21 protein-coding genes and 1 pseudogene are annotated in these 16663 nt (G+C 62.7%); 10 read left to right on the top strand and 12 right to left on the bottom strand.

Going from position 1 to position 16663, the window contains the following annotated elements; genetic code table 11:
- Window positions 1-22: 22 nt before the first annotated feature.
- The 4 genes from purQ to purC are packed head-to-tail and all read right to left on the bottom strand — an operon-like array spanning window position 23 to window position 2038.
- Entirely contained in the window at window positions 23-691 is a 669-nt protein-coding gene (gene purQ, locus RQ479_RS07665; RefSeq protein WP_352467266.1) for a phosphoribosylformylglycinamidine synthase subunit PurQ, read from the bottom strand.
- Entirely contained in the window at window positions 688-942 is a 255-nt protein-coding gene (locus RQ479_RS07660; RefSeq protein WP_352467267.1) for a hypothetical protein, read from the bottom strand. Before RQ479_RS07660 ends, purQ begins: the two co-directional genes overlap by 4 nt.
- Window positions 943-960: 18 nt before the next feature.
- Window positions 961-1203, bottom strand: coding sequence for a phosphoribosylformylglycinamidine synthase subunit PurS (purS, locus tag RQ479_RS07655; RefSeq protein ID WP_292659850.1), 243 nt, complete (start codon window positions 1201-1203; stop codon window positions 961-963).
- Between the two features lie 40 nt (window positions 1204-1243).
- A complete protein-coding gene (gene purC, locus RQ479_RS07650) occupies window positions 1244-2038 on the bottom strand; it encodes a phosphoribosylaminoimidazolesuccinocarboxamide synthase (protein WP_023674725.1) in 795 nt (264 codons plus the stop codon).
- 270 nt (window positions 2039-2308) lie between these two features.
- On the opposite strand from purC, the gene RQ479_RS07645 reads away from it, so the two are divergent.
- Together RQ479_RS07645 and RQ479_RS07640 are read left to right on the top strand one after the other, a co-directional pair.
- Complete coding sequence (locus RQ479_RS07645; RefSeq protein WP_376704628.1) at window positions 2309-2629, top strand: DUF1476 domain-containing protein; 321 nt, start codon at window positions 2309-2311, stop codon at window positions 2627-2629.
- A 120-nt stretch (window positions 2630-2749) separates the two neighbouring features.
- Complete coding sequence (locus RQ479_RS07640; RefSeq protein WP_023717391.1) at window positions 2750-3523, top strand: HpcH/HpaI aldolase/citrate lyase family protein; 774 nt, start codon at window positions 2750-2752, stop codon at window positions 3521-3523.
- On the opposite strand, the gene RQ479_RS07635 is transcribed toward RQ479_RS07640, so the two are convergent.
- Window positions 3520-4068 (bottom strand): alpha/beta hydrolase, encoded by a 549-nt coding sequence (locus RQ479_RS07635; RefSeq protein ID WP_352467348.1) that lies wholly within the window; start codon window positions 4066-4068, stop codon window positions 3520-3522. The two genes, RQ479_RS07640 and RQ479_RS07635, sit on opposite strands and share 4 nt — an antisense overlap.
- Window positions 4069-4339: 271 nt before the next feature.
- Here RQ479_RS07635 and RQ479_RS07630 point away from each other — a divergent pair, with 271 nt between their 5' ends.
- Entirely contained in the window at window positions 4340-5152 is an 813-nt protein-coding gene (locus tag RQ479_RS07630) for a VOC family protein (RefSeq protein WP_376704627.1), read from the top strand.
- A 1-nt stretch (window position 5153) separates the two neighbouring features.
- Here RQ479_RS07630 and RQ479_RS07625 read toward each other — a convergent pair whose 3' ends face one another.
- Genes RQ479_RS07625 through RQ479_RS07610 form a run of 4 tightly spaced genes read right to left on the bottom strand, consistent with a single transcriptional unit; the run spans window position 5154 to window position 8330 of the window.
- Entirely contained in the window at window positions 5154-5726 is a 573-nt protein-coding gene (locus RQ479_RS07625; protein ID WP_376704626.1) for an RBBP9/YdeN family alpha/beta hydrolase, read from the bottom strand.
- Complete coding sequence (purB, locus tag RQ479_RS07620) at window positions 5726-7033, bottom strand: adenylosuccinate lyase (protein ID WP_376704625.1); 1308 nt, start codon at window positions 7031-7033, stop codon at window positions 5726-5728. The genes RQ479_RS07625 and purB overlap by 1 nt, the downstream gene beginning before the upstream one ends.
- Window positions 7034-7092: 59 nt before the next feature.
- Window positions 7093-7593 carry a hypothetical protein gene (locus RQ479_RS07615; RefSeq protein WP_376704624.1) on the bottom strand — a complete coding sequence of 167 codons (501 nt, stop codon included), beginning with the start codon at window positions 7591-7593 and terminating at the stop codon, window positions 7093-7095.
- Between the two features lie 11 nt (window positions 7594-7604).
- Entirely contained in the window at window positions 7605-8330 is a 726-nt protein-coding gene (locus tag RQ479_RS07610; protein WP_376704623.1) for a DUF2259 domain-containing protein, read from the bottom strand.
- Window positions 8331-8577: 247 nt separating this feature from the next.
- Here RQ479_RS07610 and RQ479_RS07605 point away from each other — a divergent pair, with 247 nt between their 5' ends.
- Window positions 8578-8832: a DUF2171 domain-containing protein gene (locus RQ479_RS07605; RefSeq protein WP_292659801.1), complete on the top strand. Its 255-nt coding sequence runs from the start codon at window positions 8578-8580 to the stop codon at window positions 8830-8832.
- Window positions 8833-8879: 47 nt separating this feature from the next.
- Here RQ479_RS07605 and RQ479_RS07600 read toward each other — a convergent pair whose 3' ends face one another.
- Window positions 8880-9899: a P1 family peptidase gene (locus RQ479_RS07600; RefSeq protein ID WP_376705885.1), complete on the bottom strand. Its 1020-nt coding sequence runs from the start codon at window positions 9897-9899 to the stop codon at window positions 8880-8882.
- Window positions 9900-9913: 14 nt separating this feature from the next.
- Complete coding sequence (locus RQ479_RS07595) at window positions 9914-10987, bottom strand: branched-chain amino acid ABC transporter substrate-binding protein (RefSeq protein ID WP_376704622.1); 1074 nt, start codon at window positions 10985-10987, stop codon at window positions 9914-9916.
- 179 nt (window positions 10988-11166) lie between these two features.
- On the opposite strand from RQ479_RS07595, the gene RQ479_RS07590 reads away from it, so the two are divergent.
- The 6 genes and pseudogenes from RQ479_RS07590 to RQ479_RS07565 all read left to right on the top strand — a co-directional run bounded on the left by RQ479_RS07590 (window position 11167) and on the right by RQ479_RS07565 (window position 15624).
- Window positions 11167-11661, top strand: coding sequence for a flavin reductase (locus RQ479_RS07590; RefSeq protein WP_352467274.1), 495 nt, complete (start codon window positions 11167-11169; stop codon window positions 11659-11661).
- Between the two features lie 82 nt (window positions 11662-11743).
- Window positions 11744-11992: pseudogene (locus RQ479_RS07585) on the top strand (VWA domain-containing protein); the annotation flags it as partial.
- 25 nt (window positions 11993-12017) lie between these two features.
- Window positions 12018-12356, top strand: a complete 339-nt coding sequence (locus tag RQ479_RS07580) for an XdhC family protein (RefSeq protein ID WP_352467275.1) — start codon at window positions 12018-12020, stop codon at window positions 12354-12356.
- A 6-nt stretch (window positions 12357-12362) separates the two neighbouring features.
- Window positions 12363-13067, top strand: a complete 705-nt coding sequence (locus RQ479_RS07575; RefSeq protein WP_376704621.1) for an XdhC family protein — start codon at window positions 12363-12365, stop codon at window positions 13065-13067.
- Window positions 13064-14674: an NTP transferase domain-containing protein gene (locus RQ479_RS07570; RefSeq protein WP_376704620.1), complete on the top strand. Its 1611-nt coding sequence runs from the start codon at window positions 13064-13066 to the stop codon at window positions 14672-14674. The genes RQ479_RS07575 and RQ479_RS07570 overlap by 4 nt, the downstream gene beginning before the upstream one ends.
- 92 nt (window positions 14675-14766) lie before the next feature.
- Window positions 14767-15624: an alpha/beta hydrolase family protein gene (locus RQ479_RS07565; RefSeq protein WP_376704619.1), complete on the top strand. Its 858-nt coding sequence runs from the start codon at window positions 14767-14769 to the stop codon at window positions 15622-15624.
- On the opposite strand, the gene RQ479_RS07560 is transcribed toward RQ479_RS07565, so the two are convergent.
- A complete protein-coding gene (locus RQ479_RS07560; RefSeq protein WP_376704618.1) occupies window positions 15621-16658 on the bottom strand; it encodes a DUF1176 domain-containing protein in 1038 nt (345 codons plus the stop codon). The two genes, RQ479_RS07565 and RQ479_RS07560, sit on opposite strands and share 4 nt — an antisense overlap.
- Window positions 16659-16663: the final 5 nt, after the last annotated feature.

Below are 16663 nucleotides of genomic sequence, written 5' to 3'. Positions count from 1 at the left end.
TCCAGGAGGAAAATTGAAGGCATCAAGCGGCGATGCCCAGCGCGCTTTCGAACAGCGCCCGGCCGTCGCTGCCGCCGTGCGCCGCTTCGATCAGGTTTTCCGGATGCGGCATCAGGCCGAGCACATTGCTGCGGCCGTTGACGATGCCGGCAATGTCGTTGATCGAGCCGTTGGGATTGGTGCCTTCGGCATAGCGGAACACCACCTGGCCTTCGCCTTCGAGGCGGGCCAGCGTTTCGGCATCGGCAAAATAATTGCCGTCATGGTGCGCCACCGGCGCGCGGATGACCTGGCCCGGCTGGTAGCGGCGGGTGAACATCGTGTTGGCGTTGGCGATCTGCAGCTTCACCTCGCGGCAGACGAATTTCAGCGAAGTGTTGCGCATCAAGGCGCCCGGCAGCAGGCCTGCCTCGACCAGGATCTGGAAACCGTTGCAGACGCCGATGACCGTGACGCCCTTGGCCGCCTTTTCGGCGACAGCCCGCATCACCGGCATGCGCGCGGCAATGGCACCGCAGCGGAGATAATCGCCAAAGGAAAAGCCGCCGGGAATGGCGATCAGGTCGACATCGGGAATTTCGGTGTCGGTCTGCCAGACGGTGACCGGCGGCGTGCCGGAAATCTTGGTCAGCGCCGCGATCATGTCACGGTCGCGATTAAGGCCGGGGAGCAGGACGACGGCTGATTTCATTTTGGTTCGTAGGGCCTCTGGGCTTCGGCGAGTTCGCGCAATTCTAGGCGGCGTTCGATATGTTCGAGGCGATCGTCCTGCCGCGCCAGCACGCCGTAAATGTTCTTCACATCGCCCTCGGTGGCGACGAGATGACCACGGATCGAACCCAACTCGGACTTTACCTCGCCAAGTGTCAAATCCATCGTGTCCAGCCGCAACTGAATGGATTTGAGGACTTCAAAAATCAGGCTTCCATTGATCTCGGTCATCTACCCTCCGGCACAACCTCAGGTAATGGCCACACTATAATTCTCAATCACCGTATTCGCCAGAAGCTTGTCGCACATGGCTTTCAGATCCGCCTCGGCCTTGGCCCTGTCGCCCTCGGCAAGCTCGATATCGAAAACCTTGCCTTGCCGCACCTGGCCGACGCCGCCGAAACCCATTCCGGAAAGCGCATGCTCGATTGCCTTGCCTTGTGGGTCGAGCACGCCGTTCTTGAGGGTTACGGTAATGCGGGCCTTGATCACGCTGGACATGCTCCTGTTCACCTGTTGAGCGGGCAAGCCGTCAGTGCGGCTTGCCTTTGACACCGTCGGTCGAAGCGACGAGCACCGGTCCGGCAGGGCGCGGCGGCTCGTTCTCGTTCATGATGCCGAGGCGGCGGGCAACTTCCTGATAGGCTTCAACGAGCCCGCCCATGTCGCGGCGGAAGCGGTCCTTGTCGAGCTTGTCCTGGGTCGCCACGTCCCACAGCCGGCAGGAATCCGGCGAGATCTCGTCGGCGACGACGATGCGCATCATGTCGCCTTCGAACAGGCGGCCGCATTCGATCTTGAAGTCGACGAGCTGGATGCCGACACCCATGAACAGACCGGAAAGGAAGTCGTTGACGCGGATGGCCAGCGCCATGACGTCGTCGATCTCCTGCGGGCTCGCCCAGCCGAAGGCGGTGATGTGCTCTTCCGAGACCATCGGATCGTCGAGCGCATCGGCCTTGTAATAGAATTCGATGATCGAGCGCGGCAGCACGGTGCCTTCCTCGATGCCGAGGCGTTTGGCCAGCGAGCCGGCGGCGACGTTGCGCACCACCACTTCGAGTGGGATGATCTCGACTTCCTTGATCAGCTGCTCGCGCATGTTGAGCCGGCGGATGAAGTGGGTCGGAATGCCCATCCGGTTGAGGTGGTTGAAAATGTGCTCGGAAATGCGGTTGTTGAGCACGCCTTTACCATCAACGATTTCATGCTTCTTCTTGTTGAAAGCGGTGGCGTCGTCCTTGAAGAACTGGATCAGCGTGCCAGGCTCCGGTCCCTCATAGAGGATCTTGGCCTTGCCTTCATAAATGCGGCGGCGATTTTTCATCTGATTTTTCTCTGGATTTGCGGGCAGGCGGCAAGCGACCAGTTCCTGTCCGTCTGCCTAAAATAAGATGGCGACGGTGGGGTTCAATGCCGGTGTCTATCCCAATCGCACTGTTTGCTCAATCGGCAAATCCTTTCAATCAACCGCTTTCGGGGACCGAAATGCCGCAGCGCAGCAAGCAATGTAGCATATTGACCGGCCGGCGCCCTTTTGGTTTGTGCTCCGGCAACACATATTGGCACAACGAATCGGATTTCACGGAGGGATGCCATGAGCAGCATGAAAGACCGCGAAGAGGGCTTTGAGCGCAAATTCGCATTCGACGAGGAACTTCGGTTCAAGGCTGCGGCACGCCGCAACAGAGCGCTCGGCCTGTGGGCTGCCGAAAAGCTCGGCAAGTCAGGCTCCGATGCCGACGCCTATGCCAGGGAAGTGGTCGTCAGCGACATCGAGGAAGCAGGCGATCACGACGTTTTCCGCAAGATACGCAAGGATTTCGATGCAGCCGGCATCGACCAGTCGGACCATCAGATCCGCCGCACCATGGATGAATTGATGGCGCAGGCGATCGAGCAGATCAAGAACACCTGATCCTTCCGCTCGTTCCGATCGCATTCTAGACCAATCGACCGCCCGGCCTAGCCGGGCGGTTTTTCTTTGCCTTTGCGGTCATTTCCGGCTGAATTGCTGCAACCAAAGAGGAAATCGCCAATGTCCCTGAAGTCACGCCTTGCGGCCGACGAGACGCTGTTCACTGCGTGGTCCGGCGTGCCGGATGCCTTGACGGTCGAGATACTGGCCAGACAAGGGTTCGACGCGGTTACGCTCGACATGCAGCATGGTGGCCATCACGAGGACAGCGTGCTGCGCGGGCTTGTGCCGGTGCTGGCCGCCAACAAGCCGGCTTTGGTGCGCATTCCGGTCGGCCGCTTCGACATGGCCAGCCGCGCGCTCGACTTCGGCGCCGAGGCTGTGATTGCGCCGATGGTGAATTCAGTGGCGGACGCAAAGCTGTTTGCCGCCGCCATGAAATACCCGCCGCTCGGCGAGCGCTCCTGGGGCCCCACCTATGCCTTTCCGCGCCATGGCAAGGGCGATTATGCCGACTGGCTGCGCGACAGCAACCAGCGCACCATGGCGTTCGCCATGGTCGAAACGCGCGCCGCGCTTGATGCACTCGATGGCATCCTCGACACGCCGGGCATCGACGGTATCTTCCTAGGCCCTTCGGATTTCTCGATCGCCTGGTCGAAGGGCACCACCGTCAGTTCGACGCTGGAGAGCATGATGGAGACCGTCGCCTCGATCGCCGAGCGCACCCGCAAAGCCGGCAAGCATGCGGCGATCTATGTGATGGAACCGGCCATCGCCGGTCGCGTGGTGTCGATGGGTTACCGGCTGCTGGCGATGGGTTCCGAGCATTCGCTGATTTCGCTTGGGGCAAAGACCCTGCTGAGCAGCGTCAGAGGCTCAATCGCTTCCTAGAGATCCGTCAGGAATTTCGCGAACGTCATCGATCCTTCGGGCCAGGGGCCAAAGCCGGAATCCGCGTTGAGATGGCCGGCATCGCCGGCGTCGATGAACAGCGAGCCCCACGCCGCGGCAATGTCCTCGGCGACGCCGAAGGCGCAGAACGGGTCGTTGCGGCTGGCGATCACCACCGACGGAAACGGCAGCGGGTCGCGCGGATAGGGGCCGAAGGTCATCAGGTGCCTCGGCTTTATCTCTGGATTGGCGACATCGGGCGGCGCCACGAAGAAAGCGCCGGCGACTGGCCTCTCGAACCGAGGCAATGCCTGGATGACCGCGGCGACGCCAAGCGAATGGGCGACGATGACGACCGGCCGCTCGGCCTCGTTAACCGCCTTGGCGACACCGGCCGTCCAATCCTCGCGCACCGGCTTCGACCATTCCGCCTGCTCGACGCGGCGCGCTGTCGACAGTTTCGACTGCCAGCGGCTCTGCCAATGATCAGGGCCGGAATTGGTGTAGCCCGGCACGATGAGAATATCTGCTTCCCTGACTTTCATGGCGCGCATGTAGCGAGAGGCGCAGTCGGGTGCAACCGTGTATGAACTCGACAGCGACACGCAAACGGCCTCTCACGAGTCCGGTTCTGCTCGCTATTGTGAACACCATGTTCGCTTCTTGCGCTCTTGTGTGAACGATCGCGATCGACGATCTGTCGCTAGAAAAGAATGGCTGTTCCGAGATTTTGGCACGGACACGGCGTAGAATGATTGATGGCGCCGGGTTCCTCCATTGGAAGCTTGTCGAGCGCCGCCTGAACGGAGCACTTTGATGAGCGAACTGCCTTTTGCCGCGACGACCCCGGTCAGCGTTGCCCGCGTCGGCTTGCGGGCGCGGGATGCAGAGAATCTCGCTGCCTACTATCGCAAAGTCGTCGGTTTGCAGGAACTGAGCCGCGCCGGCGGCACGATTACGCTCGGCGCAGTCAATCGCCCTTTACTCGACATCGAAGCGGATCCGGCTGCGAAACCCGATGACCCGCGCAGCGCCGGTCTTTTCCACACCGCCTTCCTGCTGCCCAGCCGTGCCGATCTCGGCCGCTGGATCAACCACGCCATCGCCGGCAAGATCGGCATCGAGGGTGCATCCGATCATCTGGTCAGCGAGGCGCTTTATCTAACCGATCCGGAAGGCAACGGCATCGAGATCTATGCCGACCGCCGTCCGCAGGACTGGAAATGGAACGGCGACAAGATTGCGATGGCGACGGAGCGGCTGAACATTCCGTCGGTCGTTGCCGAGGTGCCGGCAGGCGACACCGGCTGGCAGGGCGCGCCGGAAAACAGCATTATCGGCCACGTTCATTTGCGGGTCGGCAGGCCAGAAGAAGCCGAAGCATGGTGGCATCAGGAGTTCGGTTTCGACACGGTGGCAAAGTACGGTGGCGCGGCGGTATTCCTGTCGTCCGGCGGCTATCATCACCACATCGGCGCAAATGCGTGGCAGAGCCCGGGCGCCGGTCGCCGCGATCCCGCCCGCTCCGGCCTGGCCTGGGTCGAGATGCGTTCGGACAATGCCGCAAGCGAGACCACCCGCGAGGATCCGTGGGGCACGGTGATAAGGACGATTCCCGGTAAGGCGTAGGCTAGAGGTTCGCCTTCTCAATCAGGCGTCCAAGCATGAGCAGGCCCGCTGGCCATACGCCCAGGCCGGCCTCGTTCCCCATATGGCCAAGATCGCCGGCATCGGCGATATCCGCGCCCCAGGCGGCGGCAAAAGCGGTCGCCTTGTCGAAGGTGACGCGTGGGTCGGTGCGGCTCGCCACCACCAATGTCGGGAAGGGCAGGCGCCTCAGCGGCATCGGCGCGAACGGGCGCACCGCGTCGAATGAGGGATCGGCATCCTCGACATTGGTCGCGGCAACCAGGAATGCCGCCGCGACCTTGTCGAGTTGGCTTTGACTGGCGCTAGCAGCCCACTTCACCGCCGTCGCCACCGCCAGCGAATGCGCAAGCAGCACGATGCGGCGCGGTGCGGCGGCCACCGCGGCATCTACCTGGCCGATCCAGTCTTCAGGCTTCGGCCGGTCCCACTCGGCCTGCAGCACGCGGCTCGAATTGGGGAACACCCGGCACCAATGCGACATCCAATGATCCGGCCCGGAATTGCCGCGCCCGGGCAAGGCAAGGAAATCGAAATCTCCGGCCGCCGAAATCATCAGGCTTCTCCAAACACTCGGCTGAAGATCGTATCGACGTGCTTGGTATGATAGCCCAAGTCGAATTTCTCGCGGATCTCGGCCTCGGGCAAGGCTGCGACAACGTCCTTGTCAGCCAGAAGTTCCTCAAGAAAATCAGCGCCTTGCTCCCATACCTTCATGGCGTTGCGCTGCACCAGCCCGTAGGCGTCCTCGCGCGAAACGCCGGCTTGCGTCAGCGCCAGCAGCACGCGCTGCGAATGCACAAGGCCGCGGAATTTGTTCATGTTCTTCAGCATGTTATCTGGGTAGACAAGCAGTTTGTCGACGACGCTGGTCAGCCGTGACAGCGCGAAATCGAGCGTCACCGTCGCGTCGGGCCCGATCATGCGCTCGACCGAGGAATGCGAGATGTCGCGCTCGTGCCAGAGCGCCACATTCTCCATTGCCGGCAATGCGAAGGAGCGCACCATGCGGGCAAGGCCGGTGAGGTTCTCGGTCAGCACCGGGTTGCGCTTGTGCGGCATCGCCGACGAACCCTTCTGTCCGGGTGAAAAGTACTCTTCTGCCTCGAGCACCTCGGTGCGCTGCAGATGACGCACCTCGATCGCCAGCCGCTCGATCGACGAGGCGATGACGCCGAGAGTGGCGAAGAACATCGCATGGCGGTCGCGCGGGATCACCTGCGTCGACACCGGCTCCGGTTTCAGTCCGAGTTTCTTGGCCACATATTCTTCGACATAGGGGTCGATATTGGCGAAGGTGCCGACCGCACCGGAGATGGCACAGGTGGCGATGTCCTCGCGTGCGTGCACCAGCCTCTCGCGGCAACGCGAGAATTCGGCATAGGCCTGCGCCAGCTTGACGCCGAAGGTGGTCGGCTCGGCATGGATGCCATGGCTGCGGCCGATTGTGATCGTGTCCTTGTGCTCGAAGGCGCGGCGCTTGAGCGCCGCAAGCAGCCCGTCAATGTCGGCCAGGAGAATGTCGCTGGCACGGGTGAGCTGCACGGCAAAACAGGTGTCGAGAACGTCGGAGGATGTCATGCCCTGGTGGATGAAGCGGGCATCCGGCCCGACGAATTCGGCAAGATGGGTGAGAAAGGCGATGACATCGTGCTTGGTGACGCGCTCGATCTCGTCGATCGCCTCGACATCGAACTTCGCCGCCCCACCTTTCTGCCAGATGGTCTTGGCGGCCTCCTTCGGGATGACGCCGAGCTCCGCCAATGCGTCGCACGCGTAGGCCTCGATCTCGAACCAGATGCGGAACCGGGTTTCGGGCGACCAGATGGCCACCATTTCCGGCCGGGAGTAGCGAGGGATCATCAGTCGGTCCTGACTTGCAAGAGCATTTGCCCGCGTCCTAACAGAGGCAGGCAAAATGCTCAACGTTGCTGGCGTGCCAACCAGACACTGGCGACAGCGAGCGCAATGAAACCGAGCGGAAAATACAGCCGGATGCCGAGGACGACGAACTGATAGAGTGCCGTCAACATCGTGAACACGAACTGGAAAACCCAGGTGATGGTGAGCGCGGGCGCATGCCATTGGACATAGTAGGAGCGGTATTGCAGCCCAAAGAGGCCGCCGGTGAAGGCGATCGTCGCTGCGAGAAAGCAGACGAAGGCGGCGGCGAGGGCGATCTCCCAGTGGCGCCCGAGCGAGACGAGCCGCGCCAGGAACAGCCCAATCGGGAAAGCGAGCGCACCGCCGGCAGCATAAAGCAGCGAGACGAAGCGGATCTTTGCCGGGGTCTCCCAATCGTACTGCAGCAGATTGAGCAGCGCGCTGGCGCCCATCGCTGTGGCCCACAGCAAGGCACCGGCAAATGCGGTGCGCAGCGACGGCAGAGCGCGGCGGAGACGGCGCAGAGCGCTATAGCGCATGGCGGGGACCGTCACAGGCGACCGGTTACCGCGATCCAGCGATAGTCCGGCCCTTCGAAGCCGTATTGGCGCACCGCGATCAGCACGGCATAGGCGCCGAGGCTATCCAGCGAAAATGTCTGAACCGCGCCGATCTGGTAGCCATTCGGACAGCCTCTGCTTTGCGGGATCGATTTGTCCTCGTGGATAATCCTCGTCTGGCCGCCGTCCTTCGCCTCGATGCGCAGCAGGCGAAAGCCATTGATCTCGCCCTGGCTCTGGCAGCGTTCGGTGTCATTCATGCCGATCTGGTCGAGCCGGAACTCAAGCGGATCGTCGACCGGCGAAAAGATCGGGCGCGGATTGACCACCATCCGGAAGGGATCGGCAGAAAGCTCGGTCACCGGGTTGAGGCCGGCGGTGATGCCGCGATTTGCCGTCAGTTCCGCCTGACTGACGATCGCTTCGCCCTTTTGCCGGGCCTGCAGCCGCGCTGCGTCCACCGCAGCATTCTCGTCGTCGAGCCGGACACGGATCGGCGAACCCTTCAGGAAACTGTCGTCGGCCGTGTCGATATAATAGCGGTTCGCATAGGGAAATCCCGATCCGTCCTGGACGCCGTATTCCTCGAAGGCAAAGACCCCGCCATCACGGCTGAAGCCGAGGATCTCAAGCTCGGCGACATCGCCTGCGCGGGCGGCGGCCAAGGTTGCAAGCGGGGCAAGCAGGCAGACGGCAAACAGGGCAAGATTTCGCATGGGGCTTTCCATTCAGGCGGTCGACGCCGTTAAATTCCTATCACGATGCCGTCAAAAGATCGTGCTGACTGAAACACAAAGTCAGTGCATCCAATCCGGCCGTCGTTTGTTATTGTCGGCAGCTTCACCGCATCGTGCCTTCCGAAAATCAGGATCGATTTTCGGAAGGCACGGTGCATTGATTCAAAATGTTTAGAGCGTCCTTTGCGCGTTCAAAAGGACGAGCGGCGCTCTAAGGGAGACCCTCATGACAAATGCAGCCAAGATTCGTGAACGTATGGAAGTGATCGGCGCCGACGGCGTCCATGTCGGTACCGTCGACAAGGTTGACGGGGATCGTATCAAGCTGACCAAGCGCGACAGCGGCGAGGGCGCTCACCGGGGCCATCACCACTTCATTCCTCTCAGCCTTGTCGCCGAGGTCGAGGGCCAGAAGGTGCGGCTCTCAGCAAACTCGGATGTTGCGGTCACGTTCGAAGAAGAAAAATCCGAACCCACCTGATCTTAAGTCCAGTCTGATTACGGCTCACCCGAATGAGCGTGGCGCGGTCAGCGCGACGACCAGACCGGGAACAGATCGCCCTCGGCCGGCGTCGCGGCAAAGACGCCGCGGCTGATGGCGCGCGCCATCGTGGCGCCGGCCGCGGCGTAGAGATCGATGGCATCGTTGGGTGCGAGCTCGATGCCGCTCTTGCCCGTTGCCAGCGCGAAGACCAGATCGCCGTCTGCGGGCGTGTGCGTCGGCCAAATGGCACGGACAAAGCCGTCATGCGCTGATATCGCCAGGCGTTTGGCGGCGGCCTTGGTGAGTATCGCATCGGTGGCGATCACGGCGATGGTCGTGTTGGCGCCGGTTTCCGCCTGCTCTGCGGCATGCTTGTCACGAAACTTCAGCAGGATCTTTTTGGCATCGTCAGGCATCGGGTGGGGATAGCCTAAGCCGCCGAACTCGTCGCCGATCTCGAACGGTGCCGCCCAGAAATGGCGGGTCCCGGCGACCGTCACCGAGCCGGTCGGGTTGACGGCGGCGAGCGCGCCGATGGTGACGCCGCTGTCCAGCGCTGTCGAGGCCGAGCCGAGCCCGCCCTTCAGGCCGGAGCTCAAAGCCCCGCTACCTGCGCCGGCAGTGCCGAGCGCAAAGTCGATCGCGGCGGCTTGCGCGGCTTCGTAGCCAAGATCGCGGTAAGGCGGATACCGGCCCCAATCCTTGTCGCCGCCATTGCGCAGGTCGAACAGGATCGCCGCCGGCACGATCGGCACGCGAAAGCCACCGACCTCGACGCCGATGCCTCTTTCGCGCAATGCCGCCTGCACCCCCGACGCGGCGTCGAGGCCAAAGGCCGAGCCGCCCGAAAGCACCACGGCATGGATGGCGTGGATCGAATTGTGCGGCTCGAGCAGGTCGGTTTCGCGGGTGCCCGGCGCACCGCCCAGGATTTGCACGCCGGCGACGGCCGGTTCGTCGCAGACAACGGTGGTCACACCGGATTTCAGCTTGGCATTAGCCGCATTGCCGACACGCAGGCCGGCGACGTCGGTGATGAGATTGCGCGGACCCGTATGGAACATCCCTGTGCTGGACATCATTGGCTCTCCACCGGCACGAAACGGCCGCCGTCGAAACGGTAGGCGCGATAAGGATTTTGCGTCAGGTCACCTTTTTCGTCAAAGCGGATCGGTCCGATCGCCGTGGTGAAGTCGCGCGCGGTCAACACGTTGGCCAGCCTCTCGCCGGAGCTTTGCGTCAATGCTGAGGCCGCCTTGGCGATCTCGACCGCGGCATAGGCGGGCAGCGTGTAACCTTCCGGCACGATGTTTTGTCCGGCAAAGCTTTGCAGCACCTTGGGGTCGGCGACATCGGCCCATTCGGGCGGCGCGATCATCAGCGTGCCGGCGGCATAAGGCGCGTCGCCGAGCGGCGCCCGCAACGCTTCGCCGCCGGCAAACACCATGCCGGTGTCGAGCTGGCCGGCATCGCGGCCCATAATGGCGACATCATCGCCGTCGCCGCCGGCAAAGACATGCGTTGCGCCGGCTTTCTTCAGCCGGCCGATCAGGCCGATCTGGTTGTCGAGCTGCGGCCGGAACGTGTCGACGAACACCGGCTTCAGAGCCGCCTGCTCGGCGGCTGCCCGAAACGTCTCGGCCATTTCGCGGCCGTAGATGGTGCCATCGTCGACGACGGCGAACAGCTCGTTCTGCCATAGGCGGGTGAGGATGGCTGCGACGGCATTGCGCTCGTCGTCGCCGCGCGGCCCGAGACGATAGATCGGCCATCCCGTCTTGGCGCGCCGGTCGGTCAGGCTTTCCGTGCGGACGCCGACGGTGATCACCGGGATGCCAGCGTCCTTCAGGATCGGCAGCGCCGCCTCGATTGCGTCGGTGCAGAGAAAACCGACGGCGACATTGACTTTCGCCGCGGCGAATTCCCTCGCTGCGGCGGCGCCACCATCGGCCGTGCAGGCGTCATCGATCGTCCTGATCTCGGTACCGTCAGCTTCAGCCGCCATTTTCGCGCCTGCCTCGATCTGTTTGCCGAGGATCGCCGACGGGCCCGACAAAGGTGCCGCGACGCCGATCAGGAGCGTCTCCGCACTCGCATTACCGGCGACCGAGAGCCAGGCCAGCACCGCTATTGTGGTTGTCCAGGGTCGCATGCGAGCGAAGAATTCCTCCGCGCCGATCGCGTGTTTTGCCGGCGCCAATGCCGTCAAGACCTAAAGGCTGGCCAGCTTTGGCGCAACACGCGAATTCGGGATATAGCTCAAGCACTTCGCTTGTGGCATGCAATATCCCCCGTATATAACGGTTGGCTCTGACCAGTGGAAAATCATCGGTGCTGAAGAAGAATGACATCGGGCCGCAGGCCTACCGCGACGCGATGGCCCATTTTGCCGGCCATGTACATGTAGTCACCACCGATGGCCCCGCCGGCAGGCGCGGCGCGACGGTGATCGCGGCCTGCTCGGTGTCGGACACGCCGCCGACCATCCTGGTCTGCCTCAATCGTGAAAATTCCAAGAACGAGCCGTTCGTGGAAAACGGCAAATTTGCCCTGAACACGCTGGCTTCGGATCAGGAGCCGCTGTCGATCGGCTTTTCCGGCATTACCGGCCTGCCGGTCGAGGAGCGTTTCGCGTTGGCCGAATGGGATGTGATCTCGACCGGTTCACCGACGTTGAAGGGCGCGCTCGCCGTCTTCGACTGCGAGTTGGTCGACACCAAGGATCTGGCCACGCACCGTGTGCTTTTTGGCAATGTGACAGGTTTGCGCATCGGCGATAATTTGCGGCCGCTGATCTATCACAACCGCGGCTACCACGCTCTGTAGAGGCTTTCAGATGGCCGCGCCCACGGAGACAGAATGACCGAGTTGAAACAGCGTCCGGCGCCGCGGACGATCGACGAGACGCCTGTCGGAGGAAATGGAACGGCTGCATAAATCCTGCCGGCGGCTGATCTGGCTGAACCCGCTGCTGCGCTTCGACGGCTTCGAGGCGCGTGCCCGCGGCATCAAGGCGATGCTGCCGCGTGTCGACGAATTCCGTTCGGTGCACAATCTCGATGCGCTCGCCGATCTCTGTGCGTCGCTGGATAAAAATTCGGTACGTTCGGTTGACCCGCGCAGGTGGATCGAGGCTGGCGCGAGGCGCGTCGCATAACCACATGTCTCCTAGGGAGAAAATCATGGAACACAGTATCTATCTCGATGAAGCCCGCGACCCGCTGGTCATCGCGGAGGGCTGGATGAAGGACGGCAAGGACGTCGCCATCGCCACCGTGGTCGAAACCTGGGGTTCGGCACCGCGTCCCGTCGGCAGCCACCTGGTCATCGACGCCGAAGGCAATTTCCACGGCTCCGTCTCGGGCGGCTGCGTCGAAGGCGCCGTGGTCACCGAGGCGGTCGATGTTATCGATAGCGGCAAGGCGAAGATGCTGGAATTCGGCGTCGCCGATGAAACCGCCTGGCAGGTCGGCCTGTCTTGCGGCGGCCGCATCAAGGTCTATGTCGAAAGATTGGGTTGATTTCGGATGGATCCCTACGCGCTGAAGACACTCAACGCCGAACGCCGCGCCCGCCGCGCGGCGATCCTGGTCACCGACCTCGGCGACGGCCGCGACCGTGTCGTGCGCGAGGGCGACCAGGTAGCCGGCGAACTCGGGGCGGCCATCGCCAAGGCATTTCGCACGGGCAATTCCGGTTCGGTCGAAGCTGAGGGGCGGACGTTCTTCCTCAACGCACATCTGCCGCAGCCGCGCCTGGTGGTGATCGGCGCCGTCCACATCAGCCAGGCGCTGGCACCGATGGCCAGGATCGCCGGCTATCCTGTCGAGATCATCGATCCGCGCACGGCCTTTGCCACGTCCGACCGCTTTCCCGACATCGCGCTACATGCCGAATGGCCGGAGGATGCGCTGAAGCGCCAGCCGCTCGATAGCTATACGGCGCTGGCTGCTCTCACCCACGATCCGAAGATCGACGATTTCGCGCTGAAGGCGGCACTCGACGCCGGTTGCTTCTATGTCGGGGCGCTCGGCAGCCGCAAGACCCACGCCAAACGTGTGGAACGCCTGCTGGCTTCAGGGGCGACCGCCGACCAGATCGCTCGCATTCATGCCCCGATCGGCCTCGACATCGGCGCCGCCAGCCCGGCCGAGATCGCCGTCGCGGTGCTGGCGCAAGCAATCCACGCCTTTCGCTCCCGCGGTCTCGAATCCAAAGGCGCGGTCGCGTGAAATTTGGTCCCGTTGCGATCGATGCGGCCGAAGGGGCAGTGCTGGCGCACGCCACCACAGCCGGAGAGCGCCGCTTTCGCAAAGCGCACAGGCTAAGCGCCGGGGATGTGTCCCTGTTGAAGGCCGCTGGCATTTCCGAGGTCGTCGCGGCGGTGTTGGCGCCCGATGATCTCGGCGAGGATGCGGCCGCCGAAAAGATCGCCGCATGTATGATCCACCGCAACATCGAGGCGAAGCCCGCCGCGACCGGCAGGGTCAACCTCCACGCGCAGGCTGCCGGCATGTTCACCGTCGATGCGGCGATGATCGACGCTATCAACGCTGTCGATCCGACGATCACCATCGCCACGCTCGCGCAGCATGCGCCGGTCGAAAAAGGTCAGATGATAGCAACGGTGAAGATCATTCCGTTTGCGGTCGCCTCCGCTTTGGTGGATGCGGTGGCAAGGATCTGCGCCGGCGGCGAGATCTTTGCGGTCAACGCCTATCAGCCGGTGCGCGTCGGCGTCATCCAGACGGTGCTGCCCGGCATCAAACCCAGCGTGCTCGACAAGACGCTGCGCGTCACCGAAGCACGCCTGGCGCGTTCGGGCGGCAGGCTGACGGCGGAGCGTCGAACGCCGCATGAAATTATCCCCGTCGCCGAGGCTGCGGCCTCGCTGATCCGCGACAACGATATGGTGGTGATCTTCGGCGCTTCGGCGATGGCCGATTTTGGCGACGTCGTTCCCGCTGCGATCGAAAGGGCGGGCGGCACTGTCATCCGCGCCGGTATGCCGGTCGATCCCGGCAATCTGCTGGTGCTCGGCACACTAGGCGGCAAGCGCATCATCGGTGCGCCGGGCTGCGCCCGCAGCCCCAAGGAGAACGGCTTCGATTGGGTGCTCGACCGGCTGATCGCCGGCCTCGATGTGACCGCCAGGGATATTGCCGGCATGGGCGTCGGCGGGCTGTTGATGGAAATTCCGACGCGGCCGCAACCGCGCGAGCCGTTGCCGGCCAAAGCCGAACCAAAGGTCGAGATCGTGCTTCTGGCCGCCGGCCGCTCCAGCCGCATGGGCGGACCGAACAAGCTCTTGGCGCTGTTCGATGGCAAGCCGCTGGTCCGTCGCACTGCCGAGCGCGCGATCGGTTCGAAAGCCGCGGCCACCATCGTCGTCACCGGCCACCAGCGCGAGCGCGTGCGCGATGCACTGTCGGGCATGGATGTGATCTTCGCGGACAATCCGGATTTCGCCGAGGGCCTGTCTTCGTCGCTGAAGGCAGGCATCGCCAAGATTTCCGGCGACGCCACCGGCGCCATGATCGTCCTCGGCGATATGCCCGGCGTCGCCTCGGCCGACCTCGACAGGCTGATCGAGGCGTTCCGCAAGTCCGAATGGCGATCGGTGGTGCGCGCCTCGCACGATGGCCGGCGCGGCAACCCGGTGGTGCTGCCGCGCTCGCTGTTTGCCGCGATCGCTCACCTCGAAGGCGATACCGGTGCCCGCCATCTGGTCGAGGCCGAAGGGCTCGACGTCATCGATGTCGAGATCGGCGAAGGGGCAGCCGTCGATGTCGACACGCGCGAGGCGCTGGAAAGCGCCGGCGGCGTGCTGCAGGATTGACAAACCGAAGCCGAAAAACGCATGGCTGCGGGATGGCCTTTCGTTCCTGCTTCCGGTTCCGCTTGCCTCCCTCTGGCCTCCCGGCCCTGCTGATGGCGATTCTTTTGCCGCTCTCTTGCGCCGCCTACGCCAACGCTCTCGAACTCAAACCCTTCAAGGATGATCTCTTCGCCTATCCGGCGACGCTCTCATCCGAAAACAACGGCGCGTATTCGGTTATCGATTATCGTGAGATGCGCGACATCAACGCTCGTGACGAAGTGCCTGAGCGTCGTGTGCACGCGCAATACACCGAAACCGGCGTGCGTAAGGTGCAGCAGGATTTGTTGCTGCCGACCGATGCAGGCGATGTCCGCCACATCGCCGTCGGCAAGGTCGGGGGCGCCAGCATCATCGTGCTTTATCTGCACGGGCAGGGCGGCAGCCGTAAGCAGGGCACCGACGACTTCACCTTCGGCGGCAATTTCAACCGCATCAAGAACCTGATGGCCGGCAATGGCGGCCTCTATCTGTCGCCGGATTTTTCCGATTTCGGTGACACCGGTGCCACCCAGATCGCCGCGCTGATCAACCACTATGCCGACCTATCGCCGAGCGCAAAAATCTTCGTCGCCTGCGGCTCGATGGGCGGCTCATTGTGCTGGAAGCTGGCCGCCCGCAAGGACACCGGCGGGCGCATCGACGGGCTGCTGCTGCTCGGCTCGCTATGGGACGAGAGTTTCTTCTCGAGCCCCGCATTCAAGCGTCGTGTGCCGGTCTTCTTCGGCCAAGGCAGCAAGGACCCGGTGTTTCCAATCGAGAAACAGGAAGCCTTCTTCCGATCGATTCTGGCCAAGTCGAAAACCTATCCGACCCGCTTCGTCCGCTTCGAGACTGGCACGCACGGCACGCCGATCCGCATGACCGACTGGCGCAGCACGCTCAACTGGATGTTGTCGAAGGCCCCTTAAGGCGCGGTGTTGTAGTCGACGACCGTCTGCGGATTTTCCTCGCCGTCATAAGACGCGTCGACGTCGTACTGGACCAGGGAAAAATCGCCGTTGCGAAACAGATAGGTCCCCGATGAAGAGGCATCGCCGATGCCACGCCACTTGTTAAAGGTGGTGATCGTCTTGGTCTCTTCGTCGTAATCGGAATTGGTTGCCCAGCCGGAGGTCTGGAAGCCAACTATGGTCATGCCCAGCAATTTGCCGTCGCTGTCATTGTTCTCGTAGCGAATGTCCATTTCAGGTTCGGCGAACTGCAATTGTCTCACGCCAAGCACGTCGTCGCTCATGTAATAGATCGAGTTTTCGTTGTAGGCCGCGGCCGAGCAGGCGAAATGGAAAAGCCGGGTTTCGCTTTCGGGATCACTGGCAGCCGCATCCTTGTCCTTATAGTGGATCGAGAAAATGTCCGGCTCCTGCGCCGAAAGATCCTTGTCGCACTGGTCGCCATAAGTCGCGGCAAACGCCTTGTTGGCCTGCTCAAGCGCTGCGTCCTTCTTAGGCGGCGGCGGTCCTTCGCCGCAGCTTGCCGGCACGGCATCCTCGAAATCGGCTTTTGACGGTTTCAGCGCACCCTTGTCGATGAAGATCGCGCGAAATGGCGGTTCCTGGATCGAGGCGTTGATCTGGCGCAGCGTATAGCAGCCGGCAAAGACATTCTCGCTGCCGTCCTTGGCCGTCGCCCGGATGGCGACCGGAACGCTGTAGTAGATGCTGCCGGCAGCCCCGTCTTCGGATACGCCACCGGTTTTGACTTCGACCGTGTCCGTGCCGTCATAGCCTTTGACGAAGGAATTGAAATCCTTGGCCGGCTTGGTGTCTCCGAAATAGTCCCAGGCGCGCGCGAATTCGTGCCGGCTGATGGCACTATAAAGCGACCGGATGACCGCTTCGGCATTCGACCTGTCGTCGATATAAGGCGCGTCTGCGGCGAGCGCCGATTGGCCGGCAACGGCAAGAGAGATAAAAGCGGCCGTTGCGAAAAGGGCGCGTCTCATCGGAA

Source organism: Mesorhizobium sp. ISC25, from assembly GCF_042295465.1.
Taxonomy (GTDB): Bacteria; Pseudomonadota; Alphaproteobacteria; order Rhizobiales; family Rhizobiaceae; genus Mesorhizobium.
This window is presented reverse-complemented; position numbering and strand designations above follow the sequence as displayed.

Coding starts and splice junctions, on each gene's coding strand:
- purQ (WP_352467266.1), bottom strand. CDS start 691: ATGAAATCAGCCGTCGTCCTGCTCCCCGGCCTTAATCGCGACCGTGAC.
- RQ479_RS07660 (WP_352467267.1), bottom strand. CDS start 942: ATGACCGAGATCAATGGAAGCCTGATTTTTGAAGTCCTCAAATCCATT.
- purC (WP_023674725.1), bottom strand. CDS start 2,038: ATGAAAAATCGCCGCCGCATTTATGAAGGCAAGGCCAAGATCCTCTAT.
- RQ479_RS07645 (WP_376704628.1), top strand. CDS start 2,309: ATGAGCAGCATGAAAGACCGCGAAGAGGGCTTTGAGCGCAAATTCGCA.
- RQ479_RS07640 (WP_023717391.1), top strand. CDS start 2,750: ATGTCCCTGAAGTCACGCCTTGCGGCCGACGAGACGCTGTTCACTGCG.
- RQ479_RS07635 (WP_352467348.1), bottom strand. CDS start 4,068: ATGAAAGTCAGGGAAGCAGATATTCTCATCGTGCCGGGCTACACCAAT.
- RQ479_RS07630 (WP_376704627.1), top strand. CDS start 4,340: ATGAGCGAACTGCCTTTTGCCGCGACGACCCCGGTCAGCGTTGCCCGC.
- RQ479_RS07625 (WP_376704626.1), bottom strand. CDS start 5,726: ATGATTTCGGCGGCCGGAGATTTCGATTTCCTTGCCTTGCCCGGGCGC.
- purB (WP_376704625.1), bottom strand. CDS start 7,033: ATGATCCCTCGCTACTCCCGGCCGGAAATGGTGGCCATCTGGTCGCCC.
- RQ479_RS07615 (WP_376704624.1), bottom strand. CDS start 7,593: ATGCGCTATAGCGCTCTGCGCCGTCTCCGCCGCGCTCTGCCGTCGCTG.
- RQ479_RS07610 (WP_376704623.1), bottom strand. CDS start 8,330: ATGCGAAATCTTGCCCTGTTTGCCGTCTGCCTGCTTGCCCCGCTTGCA.
- RQ479_RS07605 (WP_292659801.1), top strand. CDS start 8,578: ATGACAAATGCAGCCAAGATTCGTGAACGTATGGAAGTGATCGGCGCC.
- RQ479_RS07600 (WP_376705885.1), bottom strand. CDS start 9,899: ATGTTCCATACGGGTCCGCGCAATCTCATCACCGACGTCGCCGGCCTG.
- RQ479_RS07595 (WP_376704622.1), bottom strand. CDS start 10,987: ATGCGACCCTGGACAACCACAATAGCGGTGCTGGCCTGGCTCTCGGTC.
- RQ479_RS07580 (WP_352467275.1), top strand. CDS start 12,018: ATGGAACACAGTATCTATCTCGATGAAGCCCGCGACCCGCTGGTCATC.
- RQ479_RS07575 (WP_376704621.1), top strand. CDS start 12,363: ATGGATCCCTACGCGCTGAAGACACTCAACGCCGAACGCCGCGCCCGC.
- RQ479_RS07565 (WP_376704619.1), top strand. CDS start 14,767: ATGGCGATTCTTTTGCCGCTCTCTTGCGCCGCCTACGCCAACGCTCTC.
- RQ479_RS07560 (WP_376704618.1), bottom strand. CDS start 16,658: ATGAGACGCGCCCTTTTCGCAACGGCCGCTTTTATCTCTCTTGCCGTT.